Below are 20,362 nucleotides of genomic sequence, written 5' to 3'. Positions count from 1 at the left end.
CCTCGCTGTCGTCCCTGTCGCGGTGTGTTGCGAACACGTTGCTGTAGCGTTCATTCCAGTTGGAGTGATCGCTACGGTAAGATGGCTGCGGAACGGGGTCAAGTGCCGGCACGGCAGGAAGGGCAGGTCCGATGAGCAGGCCGCAGGCGACGCAGACGACGCGCAAGAAGCGGGCGAACGGGGTGGAGTCGCGGCAGCGCATCCTCGACGCCACGGTGGAGATCGCGGGCGAGCGCGGTTACGAGGGCACGTCCATCGCGGCGGTCAGCGCCAAGTGCGGGCTGCCGGCGAGCTCGATCTACTGGCACTTCAAGGACAAGGACGACCTGATCGCCGCCGTCATCGAGCGCAGCTTCGAGACCTGGCTGGCAGCCGTCGAGCTCCCCGGCGAAGAGACGGGCACGCCCCTGGAGCGGGTGACCGTCATGGCGGCGAAAGTGGCCAGGTCCCTGGTCGACGCACCGGACTTCCTCCGCCTCGGCCTGATGCTCGCCCTGGAACGGCGGCCCACCCAGCCCCGGGGGCGGACGGTGTTCCTCCAGGTCCGTGACATCGCCGCCCAGAAGATCGCCGAGGTGACCGGGACCGTGTTCCCGGAGCTGGACGAGGACGCCGTGCGCACGCTCACCACGTACGCCGTCGCCGGCGCCGACGGGCTGTTCGTGCACCGGGAGATCCACGGCGACACGGTCGATCTGGTGGCGTTGTTCGAGCTCCACGCGCAGGTGGTCTGCGACGCGGCGGGTCGCTTGGCGGCGGGGAGCGAGGGATGAGCACGCTGAGTGCGCCTCGGCGTGAGACGGCCGGTCGAGCGCTGGGTGCGGCGGCCCGTCGGGCGGTGCGTGAGGTGGCTCGTCGGGCGCTGGGTGAGGCCGAGCGTCATGTGGTGCCGATCGACCCGCTGTCGAACATGGAGCCCGGTTTTGAGTCGGCCGGTGCCGGTGCCGGTGCCGATGCCGGTGCCGTCCAGCAGGGCAACACGGCCCGGCGCCTGGCCAATGGACCGAGCGTCGTCGGCCTCGCCGACAAGGCCGTGCTGACCGCGAGCGCGATGCGGCAACTCCTCGGGCCGGGCATCACCGCCGCCGGCGAACTCGGACACGCCTACGGCCAGGATCACCTCGTACGACCGCTACGGGGCCGCCCCGCGCGGATCGACGTCCAGGCCGACCGGGAGACCCTCACCCTCGGCTGCGCCGGCGTGTACCCCAGACTCCTGCGCCACGCCGAATCCGCCCCCGCCCGCTACGGCATCGACGCGCTCGACCTGCTCACCACACAGAAGGCCCCGAAGGCCCAGAACGCTCAGGAGAACGCCTCGTGACCGACGCAGCGGCTGGCCGGGTCGACGTCCACCAGCACATAGTCCCCGCCTTCTACCGCGACCTCCTCGCCCAGGCGGGCATCGCCGAGGCCGGTGGCCGTGAACTGCCCGAGTGGAGCGCCGAGTCGGCCCTGGAGCTGATGGACCTGCTGGACACCGCCACGGCGATCGTGTCCGTCTCCACCCCGGGCACCGGCTTCCTCACCGATCCGGGAGAGGCCGCCGACCTGGCCCGGCAGCTCAACGACTTCTCCGCGACCCTCACCGCCCAACACCCGGGCCGTTTCGGGTACTTCGCCACGCTGCCCATGCCCGATGTCACCGCCTCCGCCGTCGAGGCGGAGCGGGCCCTGGACGAGTTGGGGGCCGACGGGGTCACCCTGCTCGCCAACAACCAGGGCGTCTACGTCGGCGCGGGCGGCCAGGACGAACTGTGGCGGACCCTGAACGACCGGGGCGCCGTCGTGTTCGTCCACCCCGCCGACCTCCCGGCACCCGCTGTGGACGGCATCCCGCCGTTCGCCGCCGACTTCCTCCTCGACACCACCCGGGCCGCATACCTCCTGGTCCGCAACGGCGTCGTGCGCGCGTACCCGAACATCCGGTTCGTCCTCAGTCACGCCGGGGGCTTCGTGCCCTACGCCTCCCACCGCATGGCCGTGGCCATCGCCGGCGACACCGGACGCAGCCCGCTGGACGTGCTGGACGACTTCCGCGGGTACTACTTCGACACCGCGCTGTCCTCCAGCCCCGCCGCCCTGCCCACACTGCTCGCCTTTGCCCGCCCCGGACACATCCTCTTCGGCAGCGACTGGCCGTTCGCCCCCGCCGCCGCGAGCCAGTACTTCGCCAACGGCCTCGACAGCGGTGTCGACCCCGGCGTCCTCCAGTCCGTCAACCGCACCAACGCCGAAGCCCTCTTCCCCCGCCTGACAGGCACTCCCGCGACGACTCCGGCCCGCCCGACCCCGCTCCGCCTGCGCCACACCGCCCAACGCACCGCCGCCCGCCTCGTCTTCAAGCTCGTCCAGCCCGGCACGGATTGAGGCACGTAGTCAGGACGACGAAACTGTCGGGCATTGTCGGGAGCGCTGGGCGGCCAGAGCGCTAGAGCCAGTCCCTGCGCTTGAAGATCAGGTACAGGCTGACGCAGACAACCCCCATCAAGCCGATCGCGAACGGGTATCCGAAGCGCCACCCAAGCTCCGGCATGTTCGCGAAGTTCATGCCGTAGATCGTTCCCACCAACGTGGGTGCAAACAGAATGGCCGCCCAGGACGAGATCTTCTTGATCTCCTCGTTCTGTTCGAAGCCCGCCTCCGCCAACGCCCGCATTTCCGCGTTCTGTTCCTGGGTGACCAGGGTCGCGTTCACGGTGAGGATGTCGGTGAGGGCCTGGCGGAAGCCGTCCACCTGTTCGCTGGTGTGGGTGACGTGGTCGGCCACGTCGCGGAGGTAGCGCTGGAGTTCCTCGTCCGTGCCGTACTTCGCGAAGCCGGCCATGAGGCTGTGCAGCATGCCTACCAGGGGGCGGGTGGCGCGTTGGAACTCGACCATTTCGCGGGAGAGTTCGTAGATGCGGCGGGAGACCTTCGGGTCGCCGCAGAAGACCTCTGTCTCGATCTCGTCGATGTCGGTCTGGACGCCGGCGACGACCGGCGCGTACCCGTCGACGACCGCGTCGAGGATGGCGTACAGCACCGCCTCGGGACCGAGTCTCAGCAACTCCGGTGATTCCTCCATGCGTTGGCGCACCGCAGAGAGGTCGGGGGCCGCGCCGTGCCGGACCGTGATCACGAAGTCGGGGCCCACGAAGACGTGCAGTTCGCCGAAGTCGACCTCCTCCGTGTTGTCCAGGTAGCGGGCCGCGCTGAGGACGACGAACAGCGTCTCGCCGTAGCGCTCCAGTTTGGGCCGCTGGTGTGCCTCCATCGCGTCCTCGACGGCCAGCGGGTGGAGGTCGAACTCGGCTGCCAGGGAGAGGAGTTCGCGTTCGGTGGGGCGGGCGAGGCCGATCCAGGCCATGCCGGAGGGCTGGTCGCGGAGTTCGCGGAAGGTGTCGGCGAGGGTGTCCGGCGCCGAGACCCGTACGCCGTCCCGGTACAGGGCGGCCTGTACGACGCTGCCCGCGTCGGACGGCTCCGGGGGTGGCGTGTCGGCGGTGGACGCCGGGGTCGCGGGTGCCGGTTCCGGTGGCGGGACGGGTGTGCGGCGCCAGCCGGGGCGTCGGCCGGTCCTGCCGTTCCTCGAGGTGGGGCGGGCGCGTCGCTGGGGCATGCGCGGCTGCCTCTCGGTCGAACCTACGTCTGCGTGATCACGGAGCGGGATCAGAGCACGAGCAGGATATACGCGGCAAACGACCTTGGCGTGTGCACCCGTTCCCGGATTCGGCGAGAGTTGCGGACACGCCCTGTCCGCAACCGCCCGTAGCGTGGAGAACGTGACCAAGGAGAAGCCCCCGGTTGACGCGAAGACCCCGGCCCGAGCCAGGCCCCTCACCACACCCGAACCCCCCACCAAATCCGAACTCCCCACCAAAGCCAAACCCCCCACCCCGTCGAAGCCCCCCACCCCCGTCCTGGACACCCGCACCCTCAACCGCGCCACCCTCCACCGCCAACTCCTCCTCCACCGCACCCCCCTCCCCGCCGGCGCAGCCGTCTCGCACCTCCTCGGCCTCCAGGCCCAGAATGTCAAGCCGCCGTACTACGCCCTCGCCGCCCGCCTCGACGGCTTCACGCCCGAGGCGCTGTCCGGGGCGATGGCCGAGCGCGAGGTCGTCCGGATCGTCACCCTTCGTTCCACCATCCACACCCACACGGCGGACGACGCCCTCATCCTGCGGCCGTTGGTGCAGGCCGCCCGGGATCGGGAGCTGGGGAACTTCCGTAAGGGGCTCGTCGGGGTCGATCTGGACCGGCTCGCCGTCCTCGCCCGGGAACTCGTCGAGGCGGAGCCGCGCACGATGAAGGAGTTGCGGGAGGCGCTGCTCGTCGAGTGGCCGGACGCCGACCCGCAGGCCCTCGCCATCGCCGCCCGGTGCAAGCTGCCGCTCGTCCAGGTCACCCCGCGCGGGCTCTGGGGGCAGAGCGGCCAGGTGGCTCTCACCACCGCCGAGCACTGGCTGGGCCGCCCCGCCGAACCCGCGCCCGCCCCGGACGCCACCGTGCTCCGCTACCTCGCCGCCTTCGGGCCCGCCTCCGTGAAGGACATGCAGACCTGGGCCGGCCTGACCCGCCTCCGCGAGGCCTTCGAGCGGCTACGGCCGCAGCTCGTCACCTTCTACGACTCCAACGGCGTCGAACTCTTCGACCTCCCGGACGCGCCGCGCCCCGCCGCCGACACCCCGGCCCCGCCGCGCTTCCTCCCGGAGTTCGACAACCTGCTCCTCTCCCACGCCGACCGCACCCGGGTCGTACCGGCCGAGTACCGGGGCCGTGCCTGGCAGGGCAACGTCGCTCACCGCACTCTCCTGGTCGACGGCTTCCTCGCCGGTCTCTGGAAACTCGACGAGGCCAACGGCCACCTCGTCATCGAGCCCTTCGGCCGGCTGACCAAGGCACAGCGGAGCGAGATCGTCGCCGAGGGCGCGCTGATGCTCGACACCCTGCACAAGGGGACGTCGTACGACATCCGGTTCGGGACGGTCGTAGGCCCCTATAACCCCTAGGACGCTCCCTAGGCCCCCTACAAGGTCAGTCCGCCCGCCCCGTCACCGCCACCGTCAACCCCAGCCCGATCATCGTGAACCCACCCGCCCCGCCGATCAGGGACAGCCGGCGGTCGGAGCCCGCGAACCACGTGCGGGCCGCTGACGCGGTCAGGCCCCAGAGGGTGTCCGTGACCAGGCCGATGGAGATGGGGATCAGGCCGAGCAGGAGCATCTGGAGCGGGACGTGGCCCGTGGAATGGTTGACGAACTGGGGGAGTACGGCGGCGAAGAAGACCACACCCTTGGGGTTGGTGACGCCGACGAGGGCGCCGTCGAGGACCGTGCGGAGGTCGCCCCGGGGTTCGGTCGCCGGGCCCGCCCGCATCGCCGACGCCTTCAACTCCTTGCGGTGGCGGAACGCCTGGACGCCCAGGTAGACGAGGTACGCCGCGCCCGCGAGCTTCACCGTCAGGTAGACCGCGACCGAGCGCTCCACCAGCGAGCCGATGCCGAACGCGACCGCCGCCACGAGGAGGTACGAGCCGAAGACGTTGCCGATCGCCGTCGCCACCGCCGTACGGCGACCGTGGGCGAGCGCGCGGCCGATGACGAACAGGACGCTGGGTCCCGGGATCACGATCACCAGCAACGACATCGCGGCGAACGCGAGGAAACGGTCCGTGGACACCATGCCTGTCACTCCCACCCGCTCGCGTTCGTCCGGCGCTCCCGTCCGGCCCTCGTTCCGGCGCTCATTGAAACAGGCGTCCAGGTGGCCCCTCTAGAGTCGAGTCCATGGAACTGCGGCAGCTCACCTACTTCGTCGCCGTCGCCGAAGAGCTGCACTTCGGGCGGGCCGCCGAGCGGCTGCACATCGTGCAGTCGGCGGTGAGTCAGCAGATCCGGCGGCTGGAGCGGGAGTTGGGGGCCGAGCTATTCGACCGTTCGCCCCGGCGGGTGCGGCTCACGGGCGCGGGGGAGCGGCTGCTGCCCGAGGCGCGGGCCGTGCTGGCCGCCGCCGAGCGCGCCCGCGCGGCCGTCGCCCCGCCGGAAGGGCTGCGGATCGGCACCAGCACCGGACTCGGCGCCCATCTGGACCGGGTGCTCGGCGCGTTCGCCGAACGCGCGCCGGACGTCCCGGTCGAGCTGTTCTCACTGCCCGTCGGCGAACGGCTCGCGCGGGTCGCGGGCGGGCAGTTGGACGCCGCGTTCGTCCGGGCGGTGGAGCCGGTGCCGGGCGTACGGGTGCTGCCGCTGTGGGCCGATCCGCTCGTGGCCGCCGTGCCCGCGTCGCACCCGCTCGCGGCCCGGCCTGAGCTCCGGATCGAGGAACTCGCCGCGCTGCCGCTGGCCATCACCGAGCGCCGGAACAACCCCGCGCTCGTCGACCTGGTCGTCGGCGCCTGCCACGACGCCGGGTTCGAGCCGCCGCCCGGGCCGGTGAGCGGTTCCCTCCAGGACACCCTCGCGAGCATCGGCGCGCGCCCGCTGTGGACGGTCGTCTACGCCTCCCACGCGCGCGTGCTGCACAGCCCGCGCGTGGCCTTCGTACCGTTCGCGGCGCCGGGCCTCACCCTGTCGACGGGCCTCGCCGTGCACGCCACGAAGGTGCCGCCGCACCTGGACACCCTGCTGCTGGCCTGCGGCGATCACGAGAACTGATCGCTGCGGTCGCGGACTGCCTCTTGGTCGGGGGCGGGTGACGCGGTGGACTGGAGCCGGCCGAGAGGCGTACCGGTCCCGGCGGGCACACCTGGCCCAACGGGCGTACAGATCAAGGGAGTTCAGCATGCCCATCGTGACCATCCAGCAGGGTCCGCGCGACGTCGAGCTGAAGCGGGACCTCGTCAAGCGGGTCACCGACGCCTTCGTCGACGCGTACAAGATCCCCGCCGAGAGCGTGCAGGTGTGGATCCACGAGGTGCCGGCCGACAGCTGGGGCGCGGCCGGGAAGCTCACCGCCGACAAGTAGGCCGACGAGGCACAGGCGTCAACCGGCATATGGATAGGGTGCGTTGCGGGCTGCTCGTGGAAGCCCGCAACGCACCCTGGTTCTTCCCTGAGGGATACTCAGGAGTTCTTCCGGGTCACGAGTTGACCTGTGCGGTCACCAGGCTGGAGAACGTGGTCAGCCGGGAGTACACACCCGGGTAACCCGCCTCGGCACAGCCCTCGCCCCAAGAAGTGATCCCTGCCAGGACGCCCCCGATGAGCAGGGGACCGCCGCTGTCGCCCTGGCAGGTGTCTACGCCGCCGGATGTGTATCCGGCGCAAACCATGTCGGACGCGATGAAGTCCGAACCGTAGGAGCTCTTGCAGCTGGAGTCGGACACGATCGGGACCGTCGCGGTCCGCAGCTGGTTGGAGGAGCTGCCGTTCTCCGAGGTGGTGCCCCAGCCGAGGATGCGGGCGGTCGTGCCGGCCGCGTACACGCCGGTCTGGGACGAGGAGACGTAGGACGCCGTGGTGTACGGCATCGACGTCGACAGCGTCAGGACGGCCACGTCGTCGCCGTTGGTGGCGTCCGTGTAGCTGGGGTTGATCCAGATCTTGCTGACCTTGCTGACGGTGCCGTTCGTACCGTTGAGGTAGGTACGGCCGCCGACCACGCGGACGCTGCTGGTGCTCTCGCCGACCATGCAGTGGGCGGCGGTGACCACCTTGGTCGCGGAGACGAGGGTGCCGCCGCAGAACTGGTTCTGCGAGGCGTCCGTGATCTGCATGACGAACGGGTACGACGTCGTCGTGGTCGTGGAACCGCCGACGATGGGCTGGGGGGCTGCCACAGCGGTGGGGGCGCTGAGCAGTGCGGTCGCTGCGGCAGCGGCGGCTGCTGCGACGAACGCGGTGGTTCTCTTGGCGCGGTTGTGCCCGAACATGAGTCTCCTCATTGGGTTGCCGGTGGGGGGTCGCGCGGGTGTGGGGGGTGCAACGGGGGTCGCGGGACCGACCCCCGTATGCCCGGGCGAGCGGCACACCCATAAGCTAGAACCCGGTGCACCCTGCTCCCAATGAGGGAACCCCCTAGGGGAGTTGGGCAGGGAAAACCCTCGGTCGCCGCACAGTAAACCCGCAGGGTCCTCAGTTCGGACGGCGCCCCGCCGCCAGTCGGACGATATCCACCCGGGAGCGGATCCCCAGCTTGCGGTAGACCCGGGTCAGGGTCGCCTCGACCGTCTTGACGCTGATGAACAGCCGGGCGGCGATCTCCCGGTTGGTGGCGCCCTCCATGACGAGCGCGGCGACCTGACGCTCCATCGAGGCGAGCCCGTCGAGCCCTTCGAGGGTCGGCGCGGGCGTGGGCACCGGCGCGGGCTCCGGCGGGCGTGCCACGGCGGCCTCGTCCACCTGCCGCAGCCAGGGCAGCGCCCGGCACCGCCGGAACAGTCGGGTCGCCTCGTCGTAGGACGTCGGTCCCGGCTGCCCGGTGCGCAGCGACGCCAGCGCGAAGGCGGCGCGGGCCTCCTCCAGGCCGTAGCCCAGCTTGGCGAGCCGGTCCTGAACGGACGTCAGTTGTGCTACGGCGGCGTCGTGTTCGCCGCGTTCCGCGCGCACCAGGGCCTCGGCGCGGTCGAGGACGGCGATGACGCTCTCGCGGCCCAGGCGCAGCGCGCGTTCCCGGGTGACGTCGATGACGTCCTGGGCCTCGGTGCTCTCGCCGATGCGGACGAGGGCCTCGGCGAGGTCGCCGTGCCAACGGCCGCGGGCCGGGTCGGTGACCCCGAGGGCCTGCTCCAGTTCGCGGACCCGGCGCAGCGAGCGGACGGTCCCGTGGGCGTCACCGGCGACCAACTGGGCGTATCCCAGGGCCCCGAGGGCACGGGACAGATACATCTGGTCGCCGTCCTCCTCGGCGTGCTCGACCGCCTCCCGGGCCAGGGCGAGTGCCTCGTCCACGTCACCGCCGGAGGCCTCGGCGAGCGCGGTGAGCATCGCGGACGCGGTCTGCCCGATGCCGGAGTCGCGGGCCAGCCGGAGTCCCTCGCGGGCCAGGTCGAGGGCGCGGCCGCAGTGCCCTGAGCGCAGTTCGGTCTCGGCGAAGCCGCGCAGGAAGTGCACCTCGCTCTCCACCGACCCGCGCCGCCGCACCTCGCGCAGCAGCGCGGTGATGGTCGCGCGGGCCTCGGGCAGCTGATCGCTCATCACCAGCCAACGGAACCGGGCCGAGCCGGCGCCGTTGTGATGGCACGCCACCCTCGGGTCCTGGGGCTCCTTCAGCGCGCGCTTGATGGTCAGGGGTGCGTCGGGGTGGCCCATCAGGGTCTCGGTCTGCGCCTGGAAGGAGAGCGCGAGGAGTTCGGTGCGCCGGTCGCCCGCGCGCGCGGCCAGCTCGGCGGAGCGCGCGGTCTCGGCTCGGGCCTCGGCGAAGTCGCCCTCGACCAGCAGGGCGCGCCAGGCGAGTTGGTAGCGGACCAGGGCGAGCAGCCGGGGGTCGTCGCCCGCGTCGGCGAGGGCCTGCGGGAAGACGGCGTCGACGTCCGCCATGGAGTGGCCGGCGGTGTCGATCACGATGATCCAGGCCCGCACCCGCTCGGCGGCCACCGAGGTCCGGGTCAGCACCTCGCGCGCTATGTCCCGGGCGAGGTCCAGCTCCCCGGCGGTGATCGCGTCCTCGGCGGCCTGCAACCTGCGCTCGTCCGGGCCCGGCACGCTGTCGCCGGGGGTGTGCCGGGCGGCGAGCAGTCCGAGCGAGGCGGCGACCGAGGGCGCCCCCCGGTCACGGGCCAGGGTCGCGGCCTCGGCGAGCCGGGCGGCGACCTCCGGGTCGGTGCCGGTGGTGGCCAGGGCGAGATGCCGGGCGCGCTCGATGGGGTCGGAGGCCGCCGTCGACAGCGCCGCGTGCGCGGCCCGCCGCTCCTGCGCGGGTGCCTCCGCGTACAGCGCGGCGGAGATCAGCGGATGCGCGAACCGTACGGCGGGACCCTCGGGCTCCGTGGCCAGCAGGCCGAGTTCGGCCGCCTGGGCGGTCTCCGCCTCCGCGTTCTCCCGTCCGGCCGTCTGGAGCAGGGCCACCGTGGGACGGGCGCCCGCGCTCGCGACCAGCAGGGTGCGGCGCGCCTCGGCGGGCAGCATGTCGAGCCGGCTCAGCACCAACGCGCGTAGTGAAGTCGGCACGGGCAACGGTTCGCCGGGTCTCGGCGGGGTGGGGTTCTCGGCCAGCGCGCGGCCCAACTCCAGCGCGAACAGCGGGTTTCCGCCACTCGTGCGGTGGATCTCGCGGACCGTGGAGCGCGGCAGCCCGGCGTACCCGCGATGGTCGAGCAGCCCGGACACCTGCGCCCGGGACAGCGGACTGAGCCGGAACGCGAGGGTGTCCGGCGGCGACGCGCTCAGATACCGGTCGTACTCCTGGCCCTCGGTCCGCACCGCGAACACCATCTGCACCTGCGTGTCCCCGAGCCGCCGCGCCGCGAACCCGAGCAACTCCGCGCTGGCCGGGTCCAGCCACTGCAGATCGTCCGCTACGACGAGGACGGGACCGTCGGCCGCGAGGGCGCGCAGCGCGGACAGGACGGCCAGGCGCAGGGCGAGTCCGTCGCGCTGGAGGGAGGACTCGCCGCGTCCGGTGAGCGCGGATTCCAGTGCCGTGCGCTGTGCGGCGGGCAGCCGCTCGGACACCTCGTCCAGGACCAGACCAAGGAGGTCCGCGAGGGCCAGGAAGGGGAGATGGGATTCGGACTCCGTGGCCGAGCAGCGCAACACGGTCCGCGCCGTCTCGCCGTATTCCGCGGCCAACGCCCGCAGGAGGGTCGACTTTCCTATTCCGGCGGGGCCGTGGAGCAGCACACTGCCGCCCTCCGCGAGCTGGTCACGGGCGGCGGAGAACATCTCCTCCCGGCCGATGACCAGGTCGGGGCGGCATCTGGCAGGCTCCTTGAAGTCCCGTCGCACGGTCACCGCTCCCCTCGTGTGTCGTGTCCGGGCCAATATTAGGCAATCAGTCCTTGAAATTCGGATGGACGGGGTCGTGAGGGAAATAACAACTCTGCAGCATCAGGAAATTCAAAGCTCCGATGAATGAATAGACGCCCGCCACGGGAGCCGCCGACGGAGGCACCTCGACCCCTCTCACGGCAGCACCCCGGCCCGCCGAGCCGCCACCACGGCCTCCCCGCGGGTGTGCGCCCCGAGCCTCCGCATCGCCGAGCGCAGATACCCCTTCACCGTCTCCGGCCGCAGCCCCAGCCGCTCCGCCGCCACCGCGTTCGTCGCCCCCGCCGCCACACACGCCAGGACGTCCAGCTCCCGGGGCGTGAGACCGACCTCGCCGGCGGCCGCCTCCGCCGTCAACAGGCCGCAGGCGTCCAGCAGTTCGGCCCGCAGCGCCGGGTCCGCGATGCGCGGGGCCAGCGCCCGCAGCGCCGCGTGCGCCTCCCGCACCTGCTCCCACACGGCGCTCGCCGCCGGGTCGGGGGCCTGCGCCGGACGCGCCGCGCTCAGCAGCTCGTGCACTTCCTCCCGTACGACCAGGGCCTGTTCGACGTCCCGGGCGGCCTCCATCGCCGCGCTCAGCATCCGGTCGCCGAGCGGCTGGGCGGTGCGCAGCGCGCCGTAGAGGACACCGCGGACGCGGCGGCGTACGACGACCGGGACTGCGAGGATCGCGCGCAGGCCCTCGACGGCGACCGGGGCGTCGTACTCGTGGCTGATCTGGCGGGAAGCGGAGTAGTCGAGGACGGCGCACGGGCGGGCGAGGGCGACCGCCTTGCCGCCGAGGCCGTTGCCCGAGGAGACCGCGAGGGCGCGCAGGGCGGGGGTCGCCGTGCCGCTCAGTTCGCTGATGCGCATCTGCCGGCGGCCGCTCTCCACCAGGCCGCCGAAGGCGACCGGCAGCCCCGTGCCGCGCCGGAGCCGGACCAGCGCCGACTGAATCTCCACCATCCCTGCCGCGTCCGTCGTCACCCGCTCGCCCCTTCATTGCGGCCGCCCTGCTGCACACACCCCCGTACGGGGGTAGTGAGACCCACATCACGGATTACACGATGTCAGAGGGCCGCCCGGCAATGGTCCGGTACTTAGGAGGACAGATGACGACGGCGAGTGAGTCGTTCCGTAGTGCGCGGGATTTCCTGTTGGCACATCGCGAGGACTATGCCACGGCCTACGAGGGTTTCTCCTGGCCCCGGCCCGAGCACTTCAACTGGGCGCTCGACTGGTTCGACGCCATCGCGGCCGGGAACGACCGCACGGCCCTGCGCATCGTCGAGGAGGACGGCACCGAGTCCGCCCTCTCCTTCGCGGAGATGTCCGAGCGCTCGAACCGCGTCGCCAACTGGCTGCGCGCCCAGGGCGTGCGCCCCGAGGACCGCATCCTCGTCATGCTCGGCAACCAGACCGAGCTGTGGGAGACGGCCCTCGCCGCGATGAAACTGCGCGCCGTCGTCATCCCCGCCACCCCGCTGCTCGGCCCCGCCGACCTGCGCGACCGCGTCGCCCGCGGCCGGGTCCGGCAGGTGATCGTGCGCTCCGAGGACGCGGCCAAGTTCGACGAGGTGCCCGGGTCGTACACCCGGATCGCGGTCGGCGGCGCCGTCGAGGGCTGGCGGTCCTACGCGGACGCGGACACCGCCTCCGCGGAGTTCACGGCGGACGCGCCGACCCTGGCCGACGACCCGCTGATGCTCTACTTCACCTCGGGCACCACCGCCCACCCCAAGCTGGTCGAGCACACCCACACCTCGTACCCGATCGGCCATCTGGCCACCATGTACTGGATCGGCCTCAAGCCCGGCGACGTGCACCTCAACATCTCCTCGCCCGGCTGGGCCAAGCACGCCTGGTCGAACCTCTTCGCGCCGTGGAACGCGGAGGCGACCGTCTTCATCCACAACTACACGCGCTTCGACGCGGCCCGGCTGATGGCCGAGATGGACCGCGCGGGCGTCACCACCTTCTGCGCCCCGCCGACCGTGTGGCGCATGCTCATCCAGGCCGACCTGACCCAGCTGCGCACCCCGCCCCGCGAGGCGCTGGCGGCGGGGGAGCCGCTGAACCCCGAGGTCATCGAGCAGGTCAGGCGGGCCTGGGGCGTCACCATCCGGGACGGCTTCGGGCAGACCGAGACCGCCGTCCAGGTCTCCAACAGCCCCGGCCAGCCGCTGAAGACGGGGTCGATGGGGCGGCCGAGTCCGGGGTACCGGGTCGAACTGCTGGACCCGGTGTCGGGTGCGCCCGGCGCGGCCGAGGGCGAGATCGCGCTCGACCTGTCCGACCCGCCGGTCGGCCTGATGACCGGCTACCACGGCGACCCGGACCGTACGGCGGAGGCGATGGCCGGCGGCTACTACCGCACCGGCGACATCGGCTCCCGCGACGAGGACGGCTACATCACCTACGTCGGCCGCTCCGACGACGTCTTCAAGGCCTCCGACTACAAGATCTCCCCGTTCGAGCTGGAGAGCGCGCTGCTGGAGCACGAGGCGGTGGCCGAGGCCGCCGTGGTGCCCGCGCCGGACGAGTTGCGGCTCGCCGTACCGAAGGCCTACGTCGTGCTCGCGGCCGGCTGGGAGCCGGGACCCGACACCGCGAAGGTGCTGTTCGAGCACTCGCGTGACGTCCTCGCCCCCTACAAGCGCATCCGGCGGCTGGAGTTCGCCGAGCTGCCCAAGACGGTCTCCGGCAAGATCCGCAGGATCGAACTGCGCGAGGCGACCGCCGCAGGGTCGGCCGCCGAGTACCGCGAGGAGGACTTCCGGTGAACTCGTACTCCCATGGAACCAGCGGGACTTCACTCCTCGGCGACACCATCGGCGCGAACCTCGACCGGGCCGTCGCCGCCTGGCCCGACCGCGAGGCGCTCGTCGACGTGCCGTCGGGCCGACGCTGGACCTACGCCCAATTCGCCGCCGCCGTCGATGAGTTGGCGTACGCGCTGCTCGCGAGCGGGGTGGCCAAGGGGGACCGGGTCGGGATCTGGGCGATCAACTGCGCGGAGTGGGTGCTCGTCCAGTACGCCACCGCCCGCATCGGCGCGATCATGGTGAACATCAACCCGGCGTACCGCACCCACGAGGTCGAGTTCGTCCTCAACCAGGCGGGAATCTCCGTCCTGTTCGCCTCGGTCGGCCACAAGAGCAGCGACTACCGGGCGATGGTCGACCAAGTCCGGGGCAGGTGCCCGGAGTTGCGCGAGGTCGTGTACATCGGCGACCCGAGCTGGGACGCGCTGCTGCGGCGCGGGACGCCCGACCTGTACGAGGACTTCGGGACCCGCGGGAGCGAGCTGTCCTGCGACGACCCCATCAACATCCAGTACACCTCGGGCACGACCGGCTTCCCCAAGGGAGCCACCCTCTCCCACCACAACATCCTCAACAACGGTTATTTCGTGGGGGAGTCGATCACCTACACCGAGCAGGACCGGGTCTGCATCCCGGTGCCCTTCTATCACTGCTTCGGCATGGTCATGGGCAACCTCGCGGTGACCTCGCACGGCGCGTGCATGGTGATCCCGGCCCCGTCCTTCGACCCGGCGGCGACCCTGAGGGCCGTACAGCAGGAGCGGTGCACCTCGCTCTACGGCGTACCCACCATGTTCATCGCGGAGTTGAACCTCCCCGACTTCGCGTCCTACGACCTCTCCTCGCTCCGCACCGGCATCATGGCGGGCTCGCCCTGCCCGGTCGAGGTGATGAAGCGGGTGGTCGCCGAGATGCACATGGCGGAGGTGTCCATCTGCTATGGCATGACGGAGACCTCCCCGGTCTCGCTCCAGACCCGGCGGGACGACGACCTCGAACACCGCACCGGCACGGTCGGCCGGGTGCTGCCGCACCTGGAGGTCAAGGTCGTCGACCCGGCTACCGGCGTCACCCAACCCCGGGGCACGGCAGGGGAGTTGTGCACCCGCGGCTACAGCGTGATGCTCGGCTACTGGAACGAGCCCGAGAAGACCGCCGAGGCGATCGACGCCGGCCGCTGGATGCACACGGGCGACCTGGCGATGATGCGCGAGGACGGCTACGTCGAGATCGTCGGCCGCATCAAGGACATGATCATCCGGGGCGGCGAGAACATCTACCCGCGCGAGATCGAGGAGTTCCTCTACACCCACCCGAAGATCGCGGACGTCCAGGTCGTCGGCATCCCCCACGAGCGCTACGGCGAGGAGGTCCTGGCCTGCGTCATCCCCCGCGACCCGGCGGACCCGCCGACGCTGGAGGAGGTGCGTGCCTTCTGTGACGGGAGGCTGGCGCACTACAAGATCCCGAGCCTGTTGCAGACGATGGACGCGTTCCCGATGACGGTGTCGGGCAAGGTGCGGAAGATCGAGCTGCGGGAGCGGGCGGTGCGGGGGGAGTGAGGTGGAGGTGCCCGTGGACCTGCCGTGCCCCGGCGGGTCCGACGGGACCGACTAGCTCCCCGCCGCGTCGAGTTGATCCGCCAGGTCGTTCACCGGCTGCGGTGTGCCCGTGAGGTCGAGGACGAACAGGGGGACGCCCAGGGTGTCCGCGTGGGCGCGGGCGTCGTCGGCGTACCCGGCGAGGGAGAAGTAGACGCACTCGGTGGACTCCGTCATGGCGGTCAGCCACAGGCACTCCACGTCCCGCAGTGACGCGGGGCGGACGGTCGGGTCCACCTGCGCGAGGATGCCGCGGGCGGCGAGACCGATGCCGGACGGGGGCCGCTGGTCGGCGCGGCGGATGTCCCGGTAGCCGAGCCAGCGCAGATACAGCGCGGCGGCGGTGACCGCGTCGCGCGCGGTACGGATCGTCACCGGCTGGAAGGCGGGCCGCCCCCGCACATCGGCCCCGAGCCGCGTGGTCCGCACCGCGGGTTCCGAGGTCGGCTCCTCCCCCGCGACGGGGATCCGCAGCAGGGTCCCGCACGGGCAGCCCAGCTCCGGGTACGGCCACTCGTCGAGCCGCCCGCAGGCCGCACAGCGCACCGCGATCCAGTCCTCGTCCCACACCCGGTGGGTCACGACCGTGGCCACGCCGCGCTGATCCAGCGGCGGGGCGACGGGGGCTCCGCACACACAGGGGTACGACGGCGCAGCGTAGACGTGCTCACGTCGGCAGGCCGGACACCGCACCGGCACGCTCTCGGACATGAGCCCCATGGTCCTCCTGGAAACCCTTGCTTGTCCGTCTCTTGACGGCCTTGGTCACCCCACTTACATTACTTCCAGATAGTAGAAGTTAAATTCCGCAATGCGGAAGTCAGAAGCTAGCGAGGAGCTTTCACCGCGGGGCGCGCCGGTGAGGTGATTCCGACAGCCGAAGCAGGAGTACTCCATGGCTCGTATGACCGCTGCCCGCGCGGCAGTCGAGATCCTCAAGCGCGAGGGCGTCAGCGACGCGTTCGGCGTCCCGGGTGCGGCGATCAACCCGTTCTACGCCGCGCTCAAGGCATCCGGTGGCATCCACCACACCCTCGCCCGCCATGTCGAGGGCGCCTCGCACATGGCCGAGGGCTACACCCGTACCAGTCCCGGCAACATCGGTGTCTGCATCGGCACCTCGGGCCCGGCCGGCACCGACATGATCACCGGCCTCTACTCCGCGAACGGCGACTCGATCCCGATCCTGTGCATCACGGGCCAGGCCCCGACCGCCGTGATCCACAAGGAGGACTTCCAGGCCGTCGACATCGCGTCGATCGCGGCCCCCGTGACGAAGATGGCCATCACGGTCCTGGAGGCGGCCCAGGTCCCCGGCGTCTTCCAGCAGGCCTTCCACCTCATGCGCTCCGGCCGCCCGGGCCCGGTCCTGATCGACCTGCCGATCGACGTGCAGCTCACCGAGATCGAGTTCGACCCGGAGACGTACGAGCCGCTGGCGGTGTACAAGCCGACGGCGACGCGGGCGCAGATCGAGAAGGCGATCGGTCTCCTCAACGCCTCCGAACGCCCCCTGCTCGTCGCGGGCGGCGGTGTCATCAACGCGGACGCGGCCGAACTCCTCGTCGAATTCGCCGAGTTGACCGGCACGCCGGTCGTCCCGACCCTGATGGGCTGGGGCGTCCTGCCCGACGACCACGAGCTGAACGCCGGCATGGTCGGCCTCCAGACCTCGCACCGCTACGGCAACGCGACCTTCCTGGAGTCCGACTTCGTCCTCGGCATCGGCAACCGCTGGGCCAACCGCCACACCGGCAAGCTGGACGTCTACACGGCGGGCCGCACCTTCGTCCACGTCGACATCGAGCCCACCCAGATCGGCAAGATCTTCGCCCCCGACTACGGCATCGCGTCCGACGCGAAGGCGGCGCTGGAGCTGTTCGTCGAGGTGGCAAGGGAGTTGAAGGAAGCGGGCGCCCTCCCCGACCGCTCGCAGTGGGCCGCCTCGGCCCAGGAGCGGAAGGCAACTCTCCAGCGCCGTACGCACTTCGACAACATCCCGATCAAACCCCAGCGCGTCTACGAGGAGATGAACAAGGCCTTCGGCCCGGAGACCCGGTACGTCTCCACCATCGGCCTCTCCCAGATCGCCGGCGCCCAGATGCTGCACGTCTACCGCCCCCGCCACTGGATCAACTGCGGCCAGGCGGGCCCCCTCGGCTGGACCATCCCCGCCGCCCTCGGCGTCGCGAAGGCCGACCCCGAGGCGTCGGTGGTGGCCCTCTCCGGGGACTACGACTTCCAGTTCATGCTCGAAGAACTGGCGGTCGGCGCGCAGCACCGCATCCCCTACGTCCATGTCCTCGTGAACAACGCCTACTTGGGCCTCATCCGCCAGGCCCAGATCGGCCTGGACATCAACTTCCAGGTCAACCTGGAATTCGAGAACATCAACTCACCCGAGCTCGGCGTCTACGGCGTCGACCACATCAAGGTCGTCGAAGGCCTCGGCTGCAAGGCCATCCGCGTCACCGACCCCGCAGAACTCGGCGCAGCCTTCGAACAGGCCAAGAAGCTCGCCGCGGAGTTCCGCGTCCCGGTCGTCGTCGAAGCGATCCTGGAACGCATCACCAACATCGCCATGAGCAAGACGAACGACATCAGCAACGTGGTGGAGTTCGAAGAACTGGCAACAGAACCGGCCCACGCACCCACGTCGATCAAGACGCTGAAGGTGTAAAAGACGGAAGCAAAGGCGGGGCGGCCCATCCGAGAGGATGGGCCGCCCCGCCTTGTTTTGGTCGCCCTCTTTGTAGGCGCGAAGCGCCACAAAAGGGGCGCGGGGAACTGCGCGGCCAGCCACATACCGACCCGCACCCCGCAACGAACAGCCCCAGGCACCCCCGACCCGCCCCAGAGGTCTACCCGAGGTTCACAGATCGAGTTCCGAGAGACCAGGCCACTCCTCCGGCCCACCCCCCTGCCACTCGATCAGGTCACTCTCCTCGACCTCGATCCGATCAAGATCGGCCAGCCGCAGAATCTCGACGACATCATCGAGGTGCGACGCGATCCCCAGGGTCACATCCCCGCTGGTGACCCGGCGGGAGCCATCCAGCGCAGGGGCGTGCACCACGATGTGCGGACGTTCCGATGGGTGTGCCATGCCTTCAGGCTGCTGCGCGCACGCCCGATCCGCACCCGGAAACACAGAAGAGCGCCGGATACGGGACTGTCCGTATCCGGCGCTCGTCGTGGTGGCCGTCCGGTGGCGCGAGGCTGGGCGTGTCAGGTCGTTCGCGCCGCCGGACGGAGTCTGGGGGGAGAGGGGGCTCCACGGGACGTGGAGAAGTCGGCTGGGACCGCGGCGGTCGCGACGGGACCGGGGTGCTCCTTCCCTCAGGTCGAGAAGGAGGCCTCGGTGCCTTTACCACCGCACTGGCTCGCACTCCGCCGCGGTCCTGGCCCTGCCCGTGCCGTGCCGGTGACCACCCCTCATCCGGGTCGTCCGGCACACACGGGCCGTCGGTGGGGTCAGTCCTCGCGCAGGGCGTGGACCGCCTCCTCCACGCGCCGGCCGTACTCCGGGTCGGCGGCGTGGAAGTGCGCGAGGTTCTTCTCGATCACGTCGTCGCGGGAGACCTGGGACAGGCCGCCGGCGATGTTCGCGACGAGACGGGACCGCTCCTCGGACGACATCAGGCGGTACAGCTCGCCCGCCTGGTAGAAGTCGTCGTCCTTGGTGTGCTGCGGTGCCTCGTGCGTGCCCGTGTAGCCGGTGACCGACAGCGGCGCCGACAGGGCGCGGCCGGTCTCGGTCGGGCCGTCGTAGGAGTTCGGCTCGTAGTTCTTCACCCCACGGCCCTGGGGGTTGGACGCCATCAAGCCGTCGCGGCCGTAGTTCCGCGCCGTCGTCGCCTTGGGGGCGTTCACCGCGAGCAGGGTGTGGTTGACGCCCAGGCGGTAGCGGTGCGCGTCCGCGTAGGCGAACAGGCGGCCCTGGAGCATCTTGTCGGGCGAAGGACCGATGCCCGGCACGAAGTTGTTGGGGGAGAACGCGGCCTGCTCGACCTCGGCGAACACGTTGTCCGGGTTGCGGTCGAGGACGAGGCGGCCCACGCGCTGGAGCGGGTAGTCCCGGTGCGGCCACACCTTGGTGAGGTCGAACGGGTTGAAGCGGTACTCCGCCGCGTCCGCCGCCGGCATGATCTGCACGTGCAGGGTCCAGGACGGGTTCACGCCCCGCTCGATGGCCTGCAGCAGGTCCGTCTGGTGGGAGTTGGGGTTCTTGCCCGCCAACTCCGCGGCCTGGTCCGAGGACAGGCTGCGGACACCCTGGTTCGTCTTGAAGTGGTACTTGACGAAGAAGGCCTCGCCCTCGGCGTTCGTCCACTGATAGGTGTGCGAGCCGTAGCCGTTCATGTGGCGGTACGACGCCGGGATGCCCCGGTCGCCCATCAGCCAGGTCACCTGGTGCGTGGCCTCGGGGCTGTGCGCCCAGAAGTCCCATACATTGTCCGGCTCTTGGCGGCCCGTGAAGGGGTCGCGCTTCTGCGAGTGGATGAAGTCCGGGAACTTGATGGGGTCCTTGATGAAGAAGACCGGGGTGTTGTTCCCGACGAGGTCGTAATTCCCCTGCTCCGTATAGAACTTGACCGCGAAGCCGCGCGGGTCGCGCACCGCGTCCGCGCCGCCGAGCGAGTCGGCGACCGTGGAGAAGCGCAGGAACAGCTGGGTGCGCTTGCCGACGCTGCTGAGGAAGTCGGCGTGGGTGAAGCCGGTGACGTCGTCGGTGACCTCGAAGTAGCCGTACGCGCCGGAGCCGCGGGCGTGCACCACGCGCTCCGGGATGCGCTCGCGGTTGAACCGGGCGAGCTTCTCCAGGAGGTGCTGGTCCTGGAGGAGGAGCGGGCCGCCGATGCCGGCGGACGCGGAGTTCTGGTTGTCGGCGACCGGGGCGCCGGACTCGGTGGTGAGCACGCGCTTCGACATCGTGACCTTCCGTACGAGGGGCAGCGGAATTCTTCGGAAGTTGTTTTCCGCTTTGTGGAGCCTAGGTTTGGGGCGATCGGGACGTCAACAGTTTGTTGAACCCGATTACGTG

Annotated in this window: 17 protein-coding genes; 9 read left to right on the top strand and 8 right to left on the bottom strand. The window is 70.8% G+C overall.

Annotated features, from left to right (window positions below; all coding sequences use genetic code 11):
* Positions 1 to 131 precede the first annotated feature (131 nt).
* The 3 genes from OHT77_RS09805 to OHT77_RS09795 are packed head-to-tail and all read left to right on the top strand — an operon-like array spanning position 132 to position 2,370.
* Complete coding sequence (locus OHT77_RS09805) at positions 132 to 773, top strand: TetR/AcrR family transcriptional regulator (RefSeq protein WP_328827763.1); 642 nt, start codon at positions 132 to 134, stop codon at positions 771 to 773.
* Positions 770 to 1,324 (top strand): hypothetical protein, encoded by a 555-nt coding sequence (locus tag OHT77_RS45000; protein WP_443047972.1) that lies wholly within the window; start codon positions 770 to 772, stop codon positions 1,322 to 1,324. The genes OHT77_RS09805 and OHT77_RS45000 overlap by 4 nt, the downstream gene beginning before the upstream one ends.
* Complete coding sequence (locus OHT77_RS09795; RefSeq protein ID WP_328827760.1) at positions 1,321 to 2,370, top strand: amidohydrolase family protein; 1,050 nt, start codon at positions 1,321 to 1,323, stop codon at positions 2,368 to 2,370. The genes OHT77_RS45000 and OHT77_RS09795 overlap by 4 nt, the downstream gene beginning before the upstream one ends.
* 61 nt (positions 2,371 to 2,431) lie before the next feature.
* Here the strand turns inward: OHT77_RS09795 and OHT77_RS09790 are convergent, their stop codons facing one another.
* Complete coding sequence (locus OHT77_RS09790; protein ID WP_328827759.1) at positions 2,432 to 3,601, bottom strand: magnesium and cobalt transport protein CorA; 1,170 nt, start codon at positions 3,599 to 3,601, stop codon at positions 2,432 to 2,434.
* A gap of 301 nt (positions 3,602 to 3,902) precedes the next feature.
* Between OHT77_RS09790 and OHT77_RS09785 the strand changes: the two genes are divergently transcribed.
* The gene (locus OHT77_RS09785) at positions 3,903 to 4,994 is read left to right on the top strand and encodes a winged helix DNA-binding domain-containing protein (protein WP_328834200.1); all 1,092 of its coding nucleotides are present in this window, start codon (positions 3,903 to 3,905) and stop codon (positions 4,992 to 4,994) included.
* A 25-nt stretch (positions 4,995 to 5,019) separates the two neighbouring features.
* Here the strand turns inward: OHT77_RS09785 and OHT77_RS09780 are convergent, their stop codons facing one another.
* The gene (locus OHT77_RS09780) at positions 5,020 to 5,667 is read right to left on the bottom strand and encodes a LysE family translocator (protein ID WP_328827758.1); all 648 of its coding nucleotides are present in this window, start codon (positions 5,665 to 5,667) and stop codon (positions 5,020 to 5,022) included.
* A 104-nt stretch (positions 5,668 to 5,771) separates the two neighbouring features.
* Here OHT77_RS09780 and OHT77_RS09775 point away from each other — a divergent pair, with 104 nt between their 5' ends.
* Both OHT77_RS09775 and dmpI read left to right on the top strand, forming a co-directional pair.
* Positions 5,772 to 6,638, top strand: coding sequence for a LysR family transcriptional regulator (locus OHT77_RS09775; RefSeq protein WP_328827757.1), 867 nt, complete (start codon positions 5,772 to 5,774; stop codon positions 6,636 to 6,638).
* A 127-nt stretch (positions 6,639 to 6,765) separates the two neighbouring features.
* A complete protein-coding gene (dmpI, locus tag OHT77_RS09770) occupies positions 6,766 to 6,948 on the top strand; it encodes a 4-oxalocrotonate tautomerase DmpI (protein ID WP_266773946.1) in 183 nt (60 codons plus the stop codon).
* 115 nt (positions 6,949 to 7,063) lie between these two features.
* On the opposite strand, the gene OHT77_RS09765 is transcribed toward dmpI, so the two are convergent.
* The 3 genes from OHT77_RS09765 to OHT77_RS09755 form a co-directional block, all read right to left on the bottom strand.
* The gene (locus tag OHT77_RS09765) at positions 7,064 to 7,855 is read right to left on the bottom strand and encodes a S1 family peptidase (protein ID WP_328827756.1); all 792 of its coding nucleotides are present in this window, start codon (positions 7,853 to 7,855) and stop codon (positions 7,064 to 7,066) included.
* Positions 7,856 to 8,057: 202 nt separating this feature from the next.
* A complete protein-coding gene (locus OHT77_RS09760; RefSeq protein WP_328827755.1) occupies positions 8,058 to 10,874 on the bottom strand; it encodes an ATP-binding protein in 2,817 nt (938 codons plus the stop codon).
* A gap of 171 nt (positions 10,875 to 11,045) precedes the next feature.
* A complete protein-coding gene (locus OHT77_RS09755) occupies positions 11,046 to 11,879 on the bottom strand; it encodes a response regulator transcription factor (RefSeq protein ID WP_328827753.1) in 834 nt (277 codons plus the stop codon).
* Positions 11,880 to 12,004: 125 nt separating this feature from the next.
* Here OHT77_RS09755 and OHT77_RS09750 point away from each other — a divergent pair, with 125 nt between their 5' ends.
* A complete protein-coding gene (locus OHT77_RS09750; protein WP_328827750.1) occupies positions 12,005 to 13,675 on the top strand; it encodes an AMP-binding protein in 1,671 nt (556 codons plus the stop codon).
* Positions 13,672 to 15,279, top strand: coding sequence for an AMP-binding protein (locus OHT77_RS09745; RefSeq protein WP_328827749.1), 1,608 nt, complete (start codon positions 13,672 to 13,674; stop codon positions 15,277 to 15,279). The genes OHT77_RS09750 and OHT77_RS09745 overlap by 4 nt, the downstream gene beginning before the upstream one ends.
* Before the next feature lie 51 nt (positions 15,280 to 15,330).
* On the opposite strand, the gene OHT77_RS09740 is transcribed toward OHT77_RS09745, so the two are convergent.
* Complete coding sequence (locus OHT77_RS09740; protein WP_328827748.1) at positions 15,331 to 16,038, bottom strand: hypothetical protein; 708 nt, start codon at positions 16,036 to 16,038, stop codon at positions 15,331 to 15,333.
* Positions 16,039 to 16,213: 175 nt separating this feature from the next.
* Between OHT77_RS09740 and gcl the strand changes: the two genes are divergently transcribed.
* Positions 16,214 to 17,998, top strand: a complete 1,785-nt coding sequence (gene gcl / locus OHT77_RS09735) for a glyoxylate carboligase (RefSeq protein ID WP_328827747.1) — start codon at positions 16,214 to 16,216, stop codon at positions 17,996 to 17,998.
* A gap of 192 nt (positions 17,999 to 18,190) precedes the next feature.
* Here the strand turns inward: gcl and OHT77_RS09730 are convergent, their stop codons facing one another.
* Together OHT77_RS09730 and OHT77_RS09725 are read right to left on the bottom strand one after the other, a co-directional pair.
* Complete coding sequence (locus OHT77_RS09730; protein ID WP_328827746.1) at positions 18,191 to 18,424, bottom strand: hypothetical protein; 234 nt, start codon at positions 18,422 to 18,424, stop codon at positions 18,191 to 18,193.
* 368 nt (positions 18,425 to 18,792) lie between these two features.
* Positions 18,793 to 20,250, bottom strand: a complete 1,458-nt coding sequence (locus OHT77_RS09725; protein ID WP_328827745.1) for a catalase — start codon at positions 20,248 to 20,250, stop codon at positions 18,793 to 18,795.
* Between the last annotated feature and the right edge of the window lie 112 nt (positions 20,251 to 20,362).

The organism is Streptomyces sp. NBC_00252 (assembly GCF_036187565.1).
Lineage (GTDB): Bacteria > Actinomycetota > Actinomycetes > Streptomycetales > Streptomycetaceae > Streptomyces.
Note: the sequence above shows the minus strand (reverse complement) of the source record. Positions and strands in the feature narration are given on the sequence as shown.